The sequence below is a fragment of the Oceanimonas aquatica genome (assembly GCF_030732065.1).
Lineage (GTDB): Bacteria > Pseudomonadota > Gammaproteobacteria > Enterobacterales > Aeromonadaceae > Oceanimonas.
This window is the reverse complement of record NZ_JAVBHX010000018.1, coordinates 1-16,948: the sequence shown is the minus strand read 5'-3', so window position 1 is coordinate 16,948 and position 16,948 is coordinate 1. Positions and strand designations below refer to the sequence as shown.

General features: G+C 52.9%; 16 protein-coding genes and 2 pseudogenes. 15 read left to right on the top strand and 3 right to left on the bottom strand.

Features of this window, described 5'->3' with window-relative positions:
- Nucleotides 1-313 precede the first annotated feature (313 nt).
- The 3 genes from Q9290_RS16415 to Q9290_RS16405 are packed head-to-tail and all read right to left on the bottom strand — an operon-like array spanning nt 314 to nt 3,203.
- Nucleotides 314-661: a hypothetical protein gene (locus tag Q9290_RS16415; RefSeq protein ID WP_306080718.1), complete on the bottom strand. Its 348-nt coding sequence runs from the start codon at nt 659-661 to the stop codon at nt 314-316.
- Nucleotides 658-2,067 carry a cytochrome P450 gene (locus Q9290_RS16410; RefSeq protein WP_306080717.1) on the bottom strand — a complete coding sequence of 470 codons (1,410 nt, stop codon included), beginning with the start codon at nt 2,065-2,067 and terminating at the stop codon, nt 658-660. Before Q9290_RS16410 ends, Q9290_RS16415 begins: the two co-directional genes overlap by 4 nt.
- Complete coding sequence (locus tag Q9290_RS16405; protein ID WP_306080716.1) at nt 2,064-3,203, bottom strand: hypothetical protein; 1,140 nt, start codon at nt 3,201-3,203, stop codon at nt 2,064-2,066. The genes Q9290_RS16410 and Q9290_RS16405 overlap by 4 nt, the downstream gene beginning before the upstream one ends.
- 312 nt (nt 3,204-3,515) lie before the next feature.
- On the opposite strand from Q9290_RS16405, the gene Q9290_RS16400 reads away from it, so the two are divergent.
- The 15 genes and pseudogenes from Q9290_RS16400 to istB all read left to right on the top strand — a co-directional run bounded on the left by Q9290_RS16400 (nt 3,516) and on the right by istB (nt 16,791).
- Nucleotides 3,516-4,280: an ABC transporter permease gene (locus tag Q9290_RS16400; RefSeq protein ID WP_306080715.1), complete on the top strand. Its 765-nt coding sequence runs from the start codon at nt 3,516-3,518 to the stop codon at nt 4,278-4,280.
- Between the two features lie 22 nt (nt 4,281-4,302).
- Nucleotides 4,303-5,979: a GspE/PulE family protein gene (locus tag Q9290_RS16395; protein ID WP_306080714.1), complete on the top strand. Its 1,677-nt coding sequence runs from the start codon at nt 4,303-4,305 to the stop codon at nt 5,977-5,979.
- Entirely contained in the window at nt 5,979-7,160 is a 1,182-nt protein-coding gene (locus Q9290_RS16390; RefSeq protein WP_306080713.1) for a type II secretion system F family protein, read from the top strand. The genes Q9290_RS16395 and Q9290_RS16390 overlap by 1 nt, the downstream gene beginning before the upstream one ends.
- 22 nt (nt 7,161-7,182) lie before the next feature.
- Entirely contained in the window at nt 7,183-7,587 is a 405-nt protein-coding gene (gene gspG / locus Q9290_RS16385; protein WP_306080712.1) for a type II secretion system major pseudopilin GspG, read from the top strand.
- Between the two features lie 5 nt (nt 7,588-7,592).
- Nucleotides 7,593-7,982, top strand: a complete 390-nt coding sequence (locus tag Q9290_RS16380; protein ID WP_306080711.1) for a pilus assembly FimT family protein — start codon at nt 7,593-7,595, stop codon at nt 7,980-7,982.
- Nucleotides 7,969-8,373, top strand: a complete 405-nt coding sequence (locus Q9290_RS16375) for a type II secretion system protein (RefSeq protein ID WP_306080710.1) — start codon at nt 7,969-7,971, stop codon at nt 8,371-8,373. Before Q9290_RS16380 ends, Q9290_RS16375 begins: the two co-directional genes overlap by 14 nt.
- Nucleotides 8,363-9,055, top strand: coding sequence for a PulJ/GspJ family protein (locus Q9290_RS16370; RefSeq protein WP_306080709.1), 693 nt, complete (start codon nt 8,363-8,365; stop codon nt 9,053-9,055). Before Q9290_RS16375 ends, Q9290_RS16370 begins: the two co-directional genes overlap by 11 nt.
- Nucleotides 9,052-9,933, top strand: coding sequence for a type II secretion system protein GspK (locus Q9290_RS16365; protein ID WP_306080708.1), 882 nt, complete (start codon nt 9,052-9,054; stop codon nt 9,931-9,933). Before Q9290_RS16370 ends, Q9290_RS16365 begins: the two co-directional genes overlap by 4 nt.
- A 226-nt stretch (nt 9,934-10,159) precedes the next feature.
- A complete protein-coding gene (locus Q9290_RS16360; protein WP_306080707.1) occupies nt 10,160-11,044 on the top strand; it encodes a PilN domain-containing protein in 885 nt (294 codons plus the stop codon).
- Nucleotides 11,041-11,667: a hypothetical protein gene (locus Q9290_RS16355; RefSeq protein WP_306080706.1), complete on the top strand. Its 627-nt coding sequence runs from the start codon at nt 11,041-11,043 to the stop codon at nt 11,665-11,667. Before Q9290_RS16360 ends, Q9290_RS16355 begins: the two co-directional genes overlap by 4 nt.
- Complete coding sequence (locus tag Q9290_RS16350; protein ID WP_306080705.1) at nt 11,664-12,155, top strand: hypothetical protein; 492 nt, start codon at nt 11,664-11,666, stop codon at nt 12,153-12,155. The genes Q9290_RS16355 and Q9290_RS16350 overlap by 4 nt, the downstream gene beginning before the upstream one ends.
- Before the next feature lie 94 nt (nt 12,156-12,249).
- A complete protein-coding gene (locus Q9290_RS16345; RefSeq protein WP_306080704.1) occupies nt 12,250-14,295 on the top strand; it encodes a type II secretion system protein D in 2,046 nt (681 codons plus the stop codon).
- The gene (locus tag Q9290_RS16340) at nt 14,295-14,978 is read left to right on the top strand and encodes a hypothetical protein (protein WP_306080703.1); all 684 of its coding nucleotides are present in this window, start codon (nt 14,295-14,297) and stop codon (nt 14,976-14,978) included. Before Q9290_RS16345 ends, Q9290_RS16340 begins: the two co-directional genes overlap by 1 nt.
- A 302-nt stretch (nt 14,979-15,280) precedes the next feature.
- Nucleotides 15,281-15,976, top strand: a pseudogene (locus Q9290_RS16335) (Mu transposase domain-containing protein); the annotation flags it as partial.
- Nucleotides 15,977-16,035: 59 nt separating this feature from the next.
- A pseudogene (gene istB / locus Q9290_RS16330) lies at nt 16,036-16,791 on the top strand (IS21-like element helper ATPase IstB).
- Nucleotides 16,792-16,948 lie beyond the last annotated feature (157 nt).

Here is a 16,948-nt window from a genome sequence, read left to right as displayed (position 1 = left end):
GTACTGCCGCCAGTTGCTGATGTTGTGCCGAGCTTTGCCCATCTGCCTGCTCCTGAGTCCGTTCGTTAGGAGATCGGATCACGGCTGAGACAGATAGTTCCCTGATTTAGGAAACAACGCCGCTGTCAGCTGTAAGTTAACCCCCTCTCAACCTCCCCCTTGAAGAGGGGGAGGAGCAAGGCAACTCCCTCCCGACCTCGGTATGCCCCCTCCCGGCCTCCCTGTAGGTTGGGACTCGTCCCAACACTTTTGCTGGCGGCGATACAAATGTTGGGATTCGCTGCGCTCATCACCAACCTACGGACTACAGCTGTTATTTGATCGTTTGCTTATGCAGCCCTTTTTGCAGCATCAGGTCTACCAGCGGTTGTTCGCGTTTGTTGGCGCGCCGGCAGTGATCTTGCTGAAAGTGGTTGGTGAGCCAGATAACGAATTTTGCCCAGCGTTTGTTGTCGCGCTCGCGCCAGGCATGGGAAGACACCGACTCCCAGGCGTAGCCGTTAAATACTGAAGCATTTACAAAGTGGTCGAGCGCGCGCACGCCGGCGCGGCCGCGCTCTACCCGGCCGATAAAGCCCACATAGCAGATGATGAGGTAGCCCACTATGGCCAGGGGCACCACAGCGCACATGAGAATAAAGCCGGCGATGCGTTCTTTCATTTTTGTGTTTTGTTCCTTGGAGTAAGAATGAGTTGCAGGCCGTTTTCGGAGCGAATGGTGAGCCGGCCTACGGGGTGGGGCTCAAAGCCTTGCGGCATGGAAATATGGTAGTTCTGCAAAATGCTGGCCAGTATAAGGCTGGACTCCTGCTGGGCAAAGGCGGCACCAATGCACACCCGCGGGCCGGCTCCAAAGGGCAGATAAGACTTGCTGAGCGGAGTTTTCAGCTCTTTGCTGGTAAAACGATAGGGGTCAAAATCATGGGGCTTGTGCCAGTAGTCTTTGTGGCGGTGAATGAGCCAGGGTGAGACCATGACGGTGCTGCCGGCTTTCATTTTTTTGTCGCGCATTTCGGTGGCGTGCGCGCACTCGCGGGATAAAAAGCCCACCGGCGGATAGAGCCGCAGGGCTTCGCGAAACACGTCCCGCACCAGCACCATTTTGCGCAGTGCGCCCACACTCATGGGCTGCTCACTCAGCACGTGACTAATTTCCTCATAGGTGTCTTGTTGTATTGGCGGGTGTGAGGCCAGCAAATAGAGTGACCAGGTCAAGGAGCTTGCGGTAGTTTCGTGCCCGGCCAGAAACAGCATGGAGATTTGATCGACTATTTCATCAAAGCCAAAGGGCTGGCCGGTGGTGGCGTCTGTGGTGAGTAGCAGGGAAGATAAAATGTCTTGCTGGTTTTCAAGCTCTGCCCTGGCGTTGGGACAGCCGGCGCGCGCGGCTTCTGCCTGCTGATAGCGCGGGCGAACTATGTCTTCTATGGTGCCCCTTATTTCTTTGGCGGCAGCTATGCGTTTGCGCTCGCTGGCACCGCGCTGCAAAAAGCCGGGCAGGCGGAACATTTTCATCAGCGCCAGTTTGGGCGATTCGGCCTGAAAGCGGATAAAGGCATCGAGAATGCGGTTGGCCTGCGCTTCATTCAGTTTGGACGACATAATGGTGCGAAAGATAATGTCGGCAGTAACAAAGGTCATTTCCTGATCTATGTCTTGCCCGGGTTTGTGATTTTTCAGCCGTTCGAGCATGTCTTGAGCGGCGTTTTGCATCAGCCCGAACACCTGCTGCACTCTGGCGTGTTTAAAGGCCGGATCCAGCATGTTGCGCTGTTTTTGCCATTTTTCGCCGTTGGTGGTGAAAATACTTTCGCCCAGCAATGGCTCTAAAATATCGCCCAGCATGCGATTTTTGGGAAAGTTGGCCATGTTTTGCACCATAACTTTTCTTACCAGTTCGGGCTGATTCACCATATACAGGGTAAGGCCGGGCAGCTTGTATTCACCCATTTTCATGCCGTAGCTGCGTTCATACAGCGCATCCAGCCAGGAGTGACGCTTGGTGAAGAACACTTTCCACAACGAGGCTTTGCTTTTGGCGGGTTTAGGAAATACCGGACAGCTCATGATCTTTCCTTCAGTTGGCTGGTAATGGAGTGCGGCCCTGCAGTAAAGGCAAAAAAGTCGTAGGGGCCGGGCTTGTCGGTGGCCATTAAGTATAAAAAGTGCATGGTATACCAGGCGCGGCGCAGCTTTTTATAGCGCTGTGGGTGGTACAGCATGAAAAAGCGCGGAGAGAGCATGCGCGGGCCGGCGTTGGGCGCGCAGGTTTCACCGCAGGACGTAACCGGGTTCAGCAGCGGAAAGCAGGCACCGTCTGTGGGGGCTGTGTAGTCCAGCCACAGCAGCTCGGGGGTGTGGGCCAAGGCGGCCATGCTGTTGCGAAACGCGTACGCCTTGCGATGAAAGCTGACCAGCGGAATGCAGTGGCCCAGGGTAATAAGCACTACCCGCTGGTTGGCCAGTTTGGATTTGTCGTTAATCAGCTCCAGCGCCCGGGTCATGGCCGGCATGGCCACCATGGTGCCCACGCTGTGGGCGATAATTACCACTTCATCGTTATGCTCATCATTTATGGCGTTGGCAATTTGGCCGGCAAAGTGATTAATGCGGGGCTCCAGCTCGGGCAGCCGGCCATTAGCCCAGCGCGCCGAAAACACATAAATGCGCAGCAGCCAGAACACCGCCAGCTTGTTGCCCAGCCACTTGCTGCCATGCATGAGAGCCATAAACAGCACCAGGCCGGCGGGCCATTGCGCCGCTTGCCAGGGCAGCTGAGTGGCGGCACTTGCTGAGGCCCATCCGCTCAGCACCATGCTCAGCAGCATAAACAGTGCCGGATAGAGCCCGGCCATCAGTTGTTTGGGGGCGGCAAAAATATAACGAAAGGCATTGGGAGTGAGCACATAGCAGCGCATAAAGCTCAGCATGTCACTTAATATGTGTTTCCAGCCTTTGGCCCAGTGCCGGCGCACTATGTCGTCCCAGCTTAAAAAGCAGTAATTGCTTTGGGTGCCGTTGGCATTCAGCTGCCAGTGGTGGCTGTGTTCGCTGTGGCGCTGGCGTGCAGAAACGTCAATGTGCAGGTTATTTACCTGGCCCTGCTGTGCCGCCTGCTCGCGATAGAGCCGGTGATAATAAGCGGCTCCGCGTGGGTCAAAGCCGTGAAGATAAAATACCTGGCGTTGTTTAATGGGGGTCAATCCGTTGTTCCTGAACTGGATAGTGCGGGGCATAGGGTACTCAAAAACAGGGAGTTCGTCATTTTAATGCTGGTTTTTATGCTATGGGCCATGTGTTAGTATTCGCCGGCCTGTTTCAGGTGGACAAAGGCCCTTGCTTGCATCCAGTAACTGCTTGTTGTTTAAGCTTTTTAAAAGCACCAACAAGCTCTGTTGTAGAACAGCACTATGGGAGCTGCAACCCAAGGGCGGTAGCGTGTCCGATGCACGTCGGGTTTGGCAGAGTAGTAGCAGGAGCACAGCAGTATGGGGTTTGGCGGGGTTAAGCAAAAAGTGTCTGTATTGCAGTCGTTGGTGGTGCGGGAGCTGCATTCCCGGTTTAAGGGCACCACGCTGGGCTTTTTGTGGACCATTCTTAATCCGCTGATGATGCTGGCCATTTATTCCACCGTGTTTGTGCTGGTGTTTAAAGCCAAGTGGCTGCTGCCCGACGGAGACACCGCCAACTATGGTTTAATGCTGTTTGTGGGCATTTTGTGTCACATTTGCCTGACCGATGTAATCGCTTCTGCCAGCATGATTATTCGGTCCAACACCAATCTGGTGAAAAAGGTGATTTTTCCGGTGGAGCTGCTGCCGCTGTCTTGTGTGCTGGTGGCCTGTGTAAATTTATTGATTGGCCTGACACTGGTGTGTGTGTACGCCTTTTTTGCCGGTGCTGAGCTTGGCGTGCACAGTGTGGCCTATATGCTGCTGGCGGTGTTTGTGTATTTCTTTACGCTCTCGGCGTTTGCATTTTTTCTGGCCACCCTGGGGGTTTTTTTAAAAGATGTGGCACAAATTACACCTGTGCTGGGCATGGTGTTGCTGTTTACCAGCACTGTGTTTTTCTCGGTAGAAACGGCCCCCGAAGGGCTGGCCACCTTTTTGTATCTTAACCCCATCAGTAGTGTGGCCGACACCATAAGAGCCGGTTTTACCGGCCAGAGCATTGTGGTTGAGCATTTGTTGGTGCAGTTTGGCTGCTCGTTGCTGGCTCTGGTGCTTGCTTATGTTTTCTTCAAAAAGATGAAAGTGGTTTTTGCAGATTTGCTGTAAGGCTTGCTGAAGGTGACTTTGAATGACTTTGTTTCTGGGTGAAATTTTGTGTGAGCAGGGGCTGCTTATGCAAAGTGATGTGGACAATGTGTTAAGCATTCAGCAGCAGGCAACTTCTGTGAAGCGACCCTATTTTGGTGAAATTTGCGTTTCTCAGGGTTATTGCACCGAGGCGGATGTTTTGCAGGCGTTGTCTGTACAGCTGTCGCTGCCGCTGCTGCAGCCGTTTTTGGATGAGCATTGTGGCGGAGAACCTCCGGCTGATGAGCTGCTGGCGAAGTTGTTCAGTGAAGAGTGGTGGAGTCAGCAGCAGGCATTTCCTGTATTACTGAACGAGCAACAGGGCATACTTTATATCGCTCAGATGGATATCTGGGATGAGTTTGTGGCCAGCTCGGTGGAGCAGAATTATGGCCTGCAGGCACATCCGCTGTTGTGCTCCAACTATGAGCTGCGCCAGTTGTTCTCGAGTGTGGAAGAGCATGCCGGCATGCACGGCGGCGGCATTCTGGAGCAGGAGAGCTCTACCGCCCCTGTGGTGAAGTTTGTGAATGAGAGCATTCAGCGCGCCATTAAAGAAAAAGCCTCAGATATTCATTTTGAGATTAACCGTAACAAGTTCAGTGTACGCTACCGGGTAGACGGTGTGCTGCGCACCGTGGATCAGCCCAGTGTGTCTCAGCATGCTGCTGTGTTATCGCGCATTAAGCTGATGGCTGGGCTGGATATTTCCGAAAAGCGTCTGCCGCAGGATGGTCGTATTCGAGTGCGGTTGTCGGGCATGCAGGTGGATATTCGGGTGGCGACCACGCCCACTGTATATGGTGAGAACGCTGTGCTGCGTTTGCTCAGCAATGAGCAGCAAGACACCTCCGCCCAGGTGAAAAAGCTGGATATGTTTGCGGATCACCTGGCTGCCATTGATAAAATTATTTCGCTTAAAAACGGTATTTTTCTGATCACCGGCCCCACTGGCAGTGGTAAAACCACCTCGCTTTACACCATTTTGCACAGCCTGAACGACGACAATAACAAGATTATTACCGTTGAAGACCCGGTGGAATATCAGATGAAGGGGCTGACGCAAATTCAGGTAAACAGCGACATAGGGCTGGATTTTGCGACCGTGCTGCGCTCGGCGCTGCGACAGGATCCCGATATTATGCTGATTGGTGAAATGAGGGATAAAGAAACCGCGCAAATTGCCATTCAGTCGGCCCTTACCGGTCATTTTGTGTTGTCTACCTTGCATACCAACGACGCCCCCAGCAGCTTTGTGCGCCTTAAAGATATTGGCATTCCGGATTATTTGATTAAATCCACCCTGGTGGGGGTAATGGCTCAGCGTTTGGTAAGAAAGCTGTGCCCTGTGTGCAGCACGGGTGAGCACACTCAGGCGGCGCGCGCAGCGGAGCTGGGCTGGCAGGAGGTAAGCGAGCGTTGGCCAAATATGGCCCCGAGTGTGCCCGAGTGGAAAGTGCCGGTAGGGTGCGACCATTGTAATGGCACCGGCTATAAGGGCCGGCTGGCTATTTTTGAGTTGATGGAGTGGTCTGCCGATTACGACGTGAACATAGATATGCAGGCGTTGCAGACCATTGCCGACCAGCAAAATATGCGCAATTTGCGTCAGGATGCGTTGCTGCGGGCCGCCTTTGGCGAAACCTCCATAGATGAAGTGTTACGGGTAGTGGGTTGATGAAGCAGTTCCGGTATATTGCCAGAAAAAAGGACGGTGGCCTTCTTGATGGCTGGCTGAACGAAGGCTCGGAGCAGGAAGCCCGCAAGGTGCTTGAGCGCCGCCAGCTGAACATAGTGCTGCTGAAGCAGGAAGATCGCGCCGCAACCTTTAAGATAAGCCGTGAGTCATTAATGACCACACTGCGTGAGCTGGCTACCCTGCGTGCCAGTGGCATGGCCATTGATTCCTGTTTGTTTTTGCTGACCGATGCCTCGGAAGATAAAAACGTTTACAGAGTGTTCAAGCGGCTTTATGACGATGTGTCTTCCGGTATGAGCTTTTCTGATGCGGTGGCTGCCCAGCCCGATGCCTTTCCGTTTTATGTGAGCTCCATGCTGCGCCTGGGTGAGGCCAACGGTAATATGTCGGAGGCGTTGCTGAGTGTGGCCGAGCGTATTGAGCGGGAAGAAAACCTGGTCTCTGAGGTTAAATCGGCGCTGACTTATCCGGCCTTTCTTATTTTTATTTGTGTGGCTGTGGTGTTATTTCTGTTCTCTTATGTGATCCCCAACTTCGAGAGCATGGTGTCGGACGACTCACAGCAGGGCGCGCTGGTGCGGCTACTGAGCTGGGCCCGGTTTTTTAATGAAAATGCCACTGTGATTTATGGCTTGCTGATCGTGTTGGTGGGGGTGTTGTTTCATCTTTACCGGCAGGGCGTGCTGCAGAGCAAACTGATGGCACTGATTGGCCGGTTGCCGTTTTTGAAAGATCTGGTTTCGGCCTGGCAGATTGTGAACTTTTCCAGCAGCATGCAAAAGCTGCTGGAGTCGAGAGTGGAAATTACCGAGGCGGTGGAAATTACCCTGAGCAATGTCTCCGACGCCAACATGGCAAGAAAGCTGAACCGGGTAGTAGGTATGATCAAAGAAGGCCACGCCCTGGGCGGGGCGCTGGAGCAGCAGAATATTTTTCCGCCCATGGTGATCCGGCTGGTGAAGTCGGGTGAGGCGGGGGCGTCGTTGCCCAAGAGTTTTAAAGAAATTAATAACCTTTATGAGCGCCGCTTAACCAGAGGCATTAAGCGGGCGCTCTCCATTCTGGAGCCCGCCATCATTATGATAATGGGGCTGTTGGTGGGCTCCATTATGGTGGTACTGATTTCCGGCATTATTTCTGTTAACGATATTGGATGGTAAATAGATGAAAGTGGCAAAGCAAATGCATAAAAATAAAGGCTTTACCTTGATTGAGCTGCTGGTGGTGCTGGTGCTTATTTCTTTGCTGGCCGGTTTGGTGGGCCCCAGTCTGTTCAACAAGGTGGGCTCTTCCAAAAGCAAGGTGGCCGAAGCCCAGATTGAGCTGCTGACCTCTGCTATTAACACGTTCCGCCTTGATAATGGCGACTTTCCTACTACTCAGCAGGGGTTGCAGGCGCTGATGACAGAGCCCCAGGATGCCCCTTCCTGGGATGGCCCTTACCTGAGTAAAGAGGTGCCTCTGGACCCCTGGGACAAGCCCTATGTGTATGAGCTGAAAGACAACGGCCAGTTCGCGCTTTACACCCTGGGTAAAGACGGTAAAAAAGGCGGTGAAGACGAAAATCACGATATTGGCAAGTTCTGATCGCGATGAGCAGGCAGAAGGGATTTACCTTAATAGAGTTGCTAGTAGTAATGGCCTTGCTGGCCATTATGGCGGCCGTGGTGGTGCCCGGCTTGTGGGGGCAATACACCCGCTTTCAGGAGCAGCAGCAGGTAGAGCACTTTTGGCAGAAGGTTTCTGCTTATGTGCGCAATGAGCGCCGCCAGGGGCAGAATGTAACGTTGCAGCAGCAAAGCGCTGTGTTGCTACAGGCAGCAGCTGAACATGGGCTGGCAGCCGCGTTGGCAGTGCCCATTGTGTTTCGTAGTGACGGCATGGTGTCGGGCGGAGATATAAATCTGACCACGGCTGCCGACCGGCACTGGGTGGTGCAGGTGGCCATGCCCGATGGAGAGGTGGTCATTGAAAAACGCTAAGCACAGCTTCGGCTTTACTCTTATTGAAGTGCTGGTGGCCATTACTATTATGGTTACTGTTGTTTCTGTGGTGTTCCCTATGTTTAATCAGGCGCAGCTGCAGCATGCCAAGGCTGATGCTGCCCGGGAAAAAGTCATGATTGAAGAAAACATGCGCAACCAGATTTCGCTAATTAATCCGGGCAAGCAAAAGGAAGGTGCGGGTGATCTGGGTGACTTGCTGCAGTTTGAGTGGAAGGCCGAGCCAGTAAGTGCCGCCATGCTGATCCGCGGGGAGCTGACTGCCGACTCTGATCAGTTTTTACAGCTGTATAAAATTGCGGTTGCGTACCGAAGCGACAGCAATAGTGGTGCATTTGAATTTGAGCAGCTCGGCTGGTATGACAAATAAACAAAAAGGTTTTACGCTCATTGAGCTGCTGGTGGCCCTGGCGGTGTTTTCTATGGCTATTTCCCTGATTATGCTGGGGTTTGAGCAAGGCCGGCTGAACTGGAGCAAAAGCATAGATAAAACCAGCGAAGTCAGAAAAGTGTATAACCGCTATCAGTGGATTCAGAATACCTTTTCGCAGGCAAATACGTCCAACTTTGTGACTGCTATTGCCGAGGCCATGCCATATTTTGAAGGAGATCAGTATATGATCTCTTTTTTGTCGAACGCGCCGGCCATTAGCGGGCCGGGCACCTATGCCCGGGTTGAGTTTGAGTTTAAAAGTGAGGTCAGCCGCTATGCGCTGGTTTACCGCGAGCGCGTAAACCAAGATCCTTACCTTGGTTACTATGGCAACACCGAGCCCAAAGAGCTGGTGCTGTTTGATAATATTAAAAGCTACAGCATTGACTATTTGGCACCGCCCAATTTTGAAGACGCGCTGTCGCGCTTCAGAGATGCGTCTGATGTTCGTTATGAGCCCACCTGGATTAAAGCCTATCAGGCCGATGAAGAAGGCTTGCTACCGCTGAGCGTGCACCTTGAGCTGCACTTTACCAATGGTGAGGTGAAAGACTGGTTTTTTCCCATTCCGGTTTATCAGATGGGTGCCGACATTAATGCAGACACGGTGGTAATGTGAGCAAGCAGCAAGGCGTGGTGCTGCCGCTGGCGCTGATAGTGATCACCATTATGGTGACCATGGCGAGCATTCTGCTGGTGCGCTCCAATGCGGAGATTGATGAAGCAGCACTGGTGCAGGAGCAGTGGCAGGCAAGATTAAAAATTAACGATGCCGAGCAAGAACTGCTGTTGTCTATGTTTGCCGGCGAGCAGCTGCCCGGTGGTTATAACGTGGGCGATTTGTTTATTCCTACCGATGGCACCTTTATCAAGCTGAAAAACGGCGTAGAGGTAGCAGTGCAGGACCTGGCCGGCTTGCTGAGTTTGCACTATCTACGACGAGCCGAGTTGGTAAAACTGTTTACTGGCTATACCGATGAGCAGCAGGCAACGGAAATAGTTAACCATATCGTTCGCTGGCAGCGTCAGGATGCTGACGGAGAAGCGCTGCCGCTTGAACGCAATGCGCCCTTCAGAAGCCTGGATGAGTTAATGCTTATTCCGGGCATTACTCCTGAGATGTTTAACGACAACGAGCAGCGCCCGGGCTTGCGCTCTGTGCTGGCGCTTTCTGGCTCCAGCTTTGTGAACTTTGCGACCGTTCCTGACTTTTTGCTGGTGCATGCTTTTGGTCTTACCGACAGCGACTTGTCTCGGGTAACCAGCCTGAAAGAGCGCAGACGGTGGGACGACATCTCCACCATGATTTTTGATTTGGGCATTGCGGTGGATCAGTCTTTGATCCCCAGCTCCCGCTATCGGGTTTTGTATCAATATAAAGGCGTTACTGCCCGTGCTGAATATCAGGTTAGAACCACCATTCCGCTGCCACCCAGAAAGCGCCTTTGGTATTTTCCTGATCATGAACGGCATTTTTTAATCAGCACGGCTGAGTAAGCCCGCAGAGGTAGTTGTGTTAAATAAAATTCAAAAAGAGCACCTGCTATGGCCTGTGTCTTGTGAGCACAAAACCACAGTGCCTGCCGGCAAGGTAGGGCGTTTTGATCGGGTAATTGGCCTGGTGCCGCAGAGTGTGTGTTTGTTTAAGCAGTTTCAGTATGAAACTGACATTATTGCCAAAGACGACATTGCCGGCTGTGTAGAAAACGAGCTGAAAACCCTGGTGGAATGGCCGGATTACGGTTTTTATTATCTGGTGAATGAAATAAGCCACCACTGGCAGGTGTCGGTGTGGATCTGGCAAAAGCAGCAGGTGGCGTTTGCGGATGACGTTACTCATGTTATTCCGGCCATGGCGTATTATGCGGGCATGATGAGTGCTAGCGGTCAGAAGAGTGTGTTGTTTTATAAAGAAGATAGCGCCATTTTTACCTGCTCTGTGTCTGCTGCTGATGCCATTGAGCGTATTGGTTCATTAAGAATGGCGCATCAGCGTCATTTGGTGTTGTCTTGCCAGCGCGATAAGGTGGTGTGCTTTACCAATGATGGTGAGCATATTGGCATTGATCTGGAGTGGAGTGAGTTAAAGCCAGACACCAGCTGGCGTGTGCTGCAGGCAGGCAAGCGCGCCGACAAGCTCGACCTGACCAACCCTGTGCCGCTTTATCGTGCCGTGGGGGTGTTGTCTGTGTTGTGGCTTATTTATATGGCGCTGGATTATGCCTGGCTGAACAGCAAGCATAGTGCCATTAAAGACGAGGTAAATGTGCTGCAGGCCGAGGTGCAGGATGTGCTGGATGCGCGCAGTCATTTTCAGGATGTGTCTAAAAATATGGAGCAGATTAACGGCGCGTTAGACCAGCAGCAGCAACTGGTGGGCTACCTTGATGAGCTGTTGTCTGCGTTGTCTCCTGAGGTGGTGATTGAGCGTCTTTCTTATAAAGACAGTGTGGTAACGCTGAGAGGAGCGGCCACCGACAGTAATCAGTTTCTTGAGAGCCTGACCTCCATGACATCAGTAGACAGTGCCCGCTTGCTGGGAGAAATCACCTTTAACAATGACGGCATGCAGGTGTTTCGGGCGGAAGTGAGGCTGAAAAATCCATGAATATCATCGACCGTTTACCCCTTAACAACAAGGAAGAGCTGAAGCGCGAGCTGTCCAGCCCTCTGGTGCAGTGGGCGGGCCTGGCTATTTTGCTTATTGTGGTGATTATGTTTTTGGTGTTGCCCTACATGCAGTGGCGTGACCAGTTTATAGACACCATTACGGTGGACTCGGCTCAGCTGATTAAGCTGGAGTCGTTAAATGCCAAGCGCGAGAGTGTCAATACCATTCGTGAAAAAGTGGATGCTATTCACCAAAAGGCCCAGAGTCATTTGTTGCAGGCCCGCACTTATAATGGTGCTATTTCTGAGCAGTTAACCGCATTAGAGAGTATTTTTAACCCTTTAAATATTACCTTTGAGACTCGCCGCTTTGGTGATGGCGCTTATAAAAGCTGGCTGGGTGAGCGCATTCACACCGAGTGGACCTTTGTGGGCAGCAGCCAGAGTCTGATGGACTTTTTGTATCGCATTGCCGATGAAGACATCATTATTATTCCGGATGACATAGAAATGGTGCCTTATCAGGTGCGGGGGGAGGCGAAATACAAGCTCTCTGGCAAGTTCATTTCTTACAGAAAGCTGGCTGTGGATCAAATTAAGCAGCAGGAGCGTCTGAAATGAGCTGGTTAAAACCCCTCGACATTAAGCTGATTATCAGTGTTGTGGTGTCCGCAGTGTTGTCTTTTGTGGTTACTTCCTGGTCTATTCGCAGCGATGCAGAAGACGATACAGCCAGTGGTAATAACTTTCGGTTTTCGCTTAACGAATATGAGCCATGGCCAGATATGGCACCGGGTAACTTGTTTGTAAGTGGCCGCAACCGCAGCGACAAAGACCAGGCCGAAGCGTCGCAAGAAGTGGTTGAGAAGGTGGAATCATCCGAGCCGGTGCTGACCACCATTATTACCCGCGGCAGTAATAAGTTTGCGGTGTTTCTGATTGGCAAGACAAAAAAAATGGTGCAGGTGGGAGATAGTTTGAATGAGGTTGCCAAAGTGGTGGCAATTAATGACTATACCGTCACCATTGCTACCCCAGATGGCACCAGAGATTTTGTTATTTTTCCATCCTCCAGTGACAAGCTGAACCAGGTTTCTACAGATGCGTAAATTTAGTAAAAAGGAATATACCCCCGCATACAGCAAGTTGGCGCTCTGTGTGCTCTCCGGTCTTGTGCTCTCGGGCTGTGTGGTGCAGCCCGATATGACAGTAAAACCCGTGCAGGCCACCAAAATGAACGATGCCTCCAGCCAGGTTATTGTTAACGAGCGCGAAGGCGCGCTGTCTGGCCAGGGCGGTCGTTTTATTAACCCGCGCAGCAATGTGCCAGCAGCGCCCTTGCTGCGGCAGGCTGAGGCCGGCCCTGCTGAGCGCAGCAACATTGCGTTGCCCGAAGAAAAAGTCAGCATTAATGCTGATGGCATGCCACTGAACTACTTTATTAACCTGGCACTGGGTGATGTGCTGGGGCTGGATTACATTGTTGATGAGTCTTTGGCAAACAATGAACAGCTGGTCACTCTGCGGGTTACCCAGCCGGTGAGCAGCGATCGCATGCTGGGCCTGATTGAAGAAGCCCTGCAGGTAAACGGCGTGATGCTGACGGTTTCAGACGGTCTGGTTACCGTGATCCCGGCCTCCAAGAGTGAGAAGGGCAATATCTCGCTGCTGGCAGAAACTGTGGGCCCCAAGCTGAAATACGGCAATGTGGTAGAGATTATTCCTATCTACTATTTGCCCATGATTGAGGCCAGCAGCATGGCCGAGCGTATAGTGCGTGAGAGCCAGGGCACTGTGCTTATTCAGAACAACCTGAATGCGCTTATGGTGGTCTCCCGTCGGGATGATATTGAGAAAATACATCAGTTGCTGACAAAACTTGACGTGCCCAAACGAGTATCAAGCAATATGACGGTAGTGCAGCCTTCTTATCTTACTCAGGAAGAGCTGATGGAAGATTTGCAGCGCGCGCTGAAAGCAGCTGGCGTGCCTGTGTATGAAGAAGAGGGCAATAACGGCGTGGTGCTGGTGCCCATGTCGAACAATATTTTGCTGATTTCATCTTCTACCCGGGCCTGGCTTGACTACACCCAGGATTGGGTAACCCGGCTGGACAGACCCAAACCGGTGGGCAGCGGCGATGGTGTGTATGCCTATTATATGAAGAACACCAAAGCCGCCGACGCTTGGGAAGTGGTGTCGGCCATTTTTGGTGCCCAGCAAGAAATAGGTGCCGGTGAGCAGCCCGGAGCCGACTTGCTGGCCAACGCCAATAAAGAGATTGAGCGTAACAATACCAATATGGTAACACCCAGCTACCCGCTGCCCGGCAATCGTGGCGGCATGCGCGACAACAACAATGGCCGCACTCAAACCATGAGCGTGGTCACCGATGAGTATCGTGTGGTGGTGGATGCCAAGCGTAACGCGCTGATTTTTACCGGCCGCTACAGCGATTATCAGCGACTGGTGGAGCTGCTCAAATTTGTGGATCAGCGCCCGCGGCAGGTGCTGCTGCAGGCGGTGATTGCCGAAGTATCTCTGCAAGACAGCACCAGTTTGGGTGTGTCCTGGGATATTACCGATGGCAAAATTACCGGCGGCACCAGTGCGCTGGCCAGCTCTGGCTTTCTTAACCTGACTGGTGTGTTCTCTGATGTAACTGCCCGGTTGAACGCGGCTCTTACCAACAGCCAGGCGCGTATTTTGTCTACGCCGCGCATTATTGCGCTGGATCAGGAGTCGGCCAGCATCAACGTAGGCGACCAGATAGCGGTGAAAACCGGCCAGATTGGCGGCTCCGACAATAATCAGGAAGTGGCCACGTTTCAGTATATTTCTGTGGGTTTAACCCTGGATATTACGCCTTCCATTAACCAGAACGGCCTGGTGGAGCTGACCATCAGCCAGGAAGTAAGTGTGCCCGGCACCGGTGGTGGCGGCGACACGCCGCCCATACAAACCCGCTCGCTTAACACCAAACTGCTGGCCGACAGCGGCGACACTGTGTATATGGGCGGCCTGATACGGCGCAACACCACCACCACAGAGCGCAAGGTGCCTTTCTTTGGTGATATTCCCGGCCTGGGCTATTTGTTCAAATATCAGGAAGATGACGTTAATATCAGTGAGCTGGTACTGATGATCACTCCTTATGTGATTAGCTCTCGGGAAGACGCCGAGTTCTACACCAACGAGTTCAGAACCATTACCGGTTGGAACCCCTTTGAGCCCCAGGATGCCAGCTGATGAAGCTGATTTCCTTACATCTGCCTAAAACCGCGGGCTCCAGTTTCAGAACCACGCTGGAAGAGGTGTTTGGTGAGCGCTTGCTATGTGATTATGGCGACAGAAGCATCAGCAAACCACGGCTGCAGCGTCATAAAGAAGTGTTGGCATCTGCACTTGATGTGGCTGAACAGGGCCTGAGCAACTACGATTGTGTGCATGGCCATTTTTTGCCACTTAAGTATTTGTCACTTGCTGACTCTGAGCCTTGCACCTTTATTACCTGGATGCGCCATCCTGTTGAGCGGTTGATCTCTCATTATCATTTCTGGCAGCAAACCTATGATCCTGAGCTTGCTGCACCGCACCACAAGAAGGTAATAGAAGAAAAATGGTCGCTGGAGCAGTTTTGCCTGAGCAAGCAGTTTCGTAACATATACTCACAGTATCTGTGGGGTTTTCCGCTGGAGAACTTCGCTTTTGTGGGTATAACTGAGCATTACAATGATGACCTCAGCTACCTTTCAGAATATTTTTTAAAGCAAAGGCTTAACAAGCACAGGATGAATGTGACAGCCGGCAGCAGTGCAAGGCAGGGACTGCCTCCGGTTATTCAGCTTGCGGTAGAGCGCTTTCATGCGGCAGATATGCAGTTGTATGAGCGAGCACTGAAAATGCGGAAGAGTCGAAACATGACCAGCTAACAACGAAGCGGACCTCAGGGTCCGCTTCGTTGTTTCTGTGCAATAGAAAAAGTTTTGACATGGCTGTTCATCTTCCGCCGGGATCAATCTTAAAACATTGATTTTTTTAAAAATTTTGTATTCTTGTTCCATTTTCAGGGAGAGGATATGCCAGCCAAGAGGATGACAATGCGTAAAATCTGAGAAGTGCTGCGCCTGCGGCTTGCCGCCGGACTGTCGATAAGGCAGATACGGGAAAGCACCAAAATCAGTGTTGGGGGCATTCAGAAACTGCTGCATAAAGCCGGTGAGCTCGGCTTGGTCTGGCCCGCCTGCGTCATCACAGCTTCTTCTCTCTGGCTGAGGTCAATCAGTGCATCCGGACCCTGCTGGAAGCGCTGAACAGCAAGCCGTTCAAGCAGTTACCGGTAAACCGGCGGCAGGCCTTCGAGCAGTTGGATCAGCCTGCCTTGCGGCCGCTGCCCGTACATGCCTACCGCTATGTCGACATCAAGCCGGTGAAGGTCAACACCGACTACCACGTGCAATATCAACAGCATCATTACTCGGTACCGCATCAGTACATCGGCAAGACCCTGGAGCTGCACGCCAGTGACACCCTGATCACCCTGTACTTCCGTCAGCGAGCGGTGGCGTTCCATCCGCGGCAGCACCGACCCTGCACTATCACTGAGGTCAGCCACATGCCCAAGCGCCATCACAAGCAGCAGCAATGGATGCCAGGCCGCCTTAAAAACTGGGCCAAACATCTTGGGCCTGAGGTGTTGAGCTGGGTAAGCGGGCAACTGGCCGCACGGGCCCATCCCGAGCAGGCCTATCGGGTCTGTCTAGGACTGTTGAACCTGAGCCGGGAATACCCCGGCCAGCGACTGAGTGCGGCCTGTTGCATCGTCAACCGGGAAGGGCTGGATCGGTTGAAGCACATCGAGTCGAGCCTCATGAGCCAGCGCGATCGCCTGCCGGAGACACTGACGGTGCAGGCCGAACTACCTCAGTAACATGAAAACATCCGCAGCCCCCGCAGTTTCCACTGACTCACCGACAAGGATCCCCTGTTATGAACACTCAACTTCTGGCGCAACTGCGCCAGCTTAAACTCGGCGGCATGGCCCGCGCCCTGCAAACCCAGCTGGAGCAGACAGGTACTTACGAGGCGCTGCCGTTCGTAGAGTGGCTTAGCCTGCTGGTGGAGCAAGAAGGCCTGAGCCGGGAGCAGCGCAAACATGATCGGCTGATCCGCCAGGCCCGCTTCAAACTGGCAGCTACGGTGCACGGCATTGACTACCAGCAGCCGCCATCAGTCAGGCGCAGTTAGCCCGGCTGGCTCAGGGGGATTGGCTGGAGCCGGTCCCAGAACCTGCTGATCACCGGCCCTTGCGGCAGTGGCAAGACCTACCTGGCTTGAGCACTGGGCCGCAGCATCTGCCTGAGGGGCCACAGTGTGCGCTACTACCGGTTGTCACGGCTGCTGCTGGAGCTGACTCAGGCCAAGGCCGATGGCAGTTACTACCCGTTGCTCAAGCAACTGGCCAAGGTGAGGTTACTGATGCTCGATGACTGGGGGCTGGTGGAGCCGCTGACGGCGGCGCACCGCAACGATCTGATGGAGATCATGGATGACCGTCATGGCGACAGCTCGACCCTGGTGACCAGTCAGCTGCCCACGGATTAGTGGTACGCCAGCATCGGCGACAACACCCTGGCAGATGCGATCTTGGACCGGCTGATGCACAACGCTCACCGGCTGCAACTGAAAGGAGAATCGATGTGTAAAGTGCTCGGGCAGCTGACCGAAGGTGAACACCTGGACTAAAAACCAACGGGACGTGATGCGTTAAGAAATGGAGGGCGCTGTTGATCAAATCAGAGCCGGAGCAGGCTGTCCCTACTGGGCTTGGCGCCCTTAACTGACCGGCTGGCGAACAGGCATACCGAGCCCGATGACCTTGTTCATGACCTTCACGCCGGCC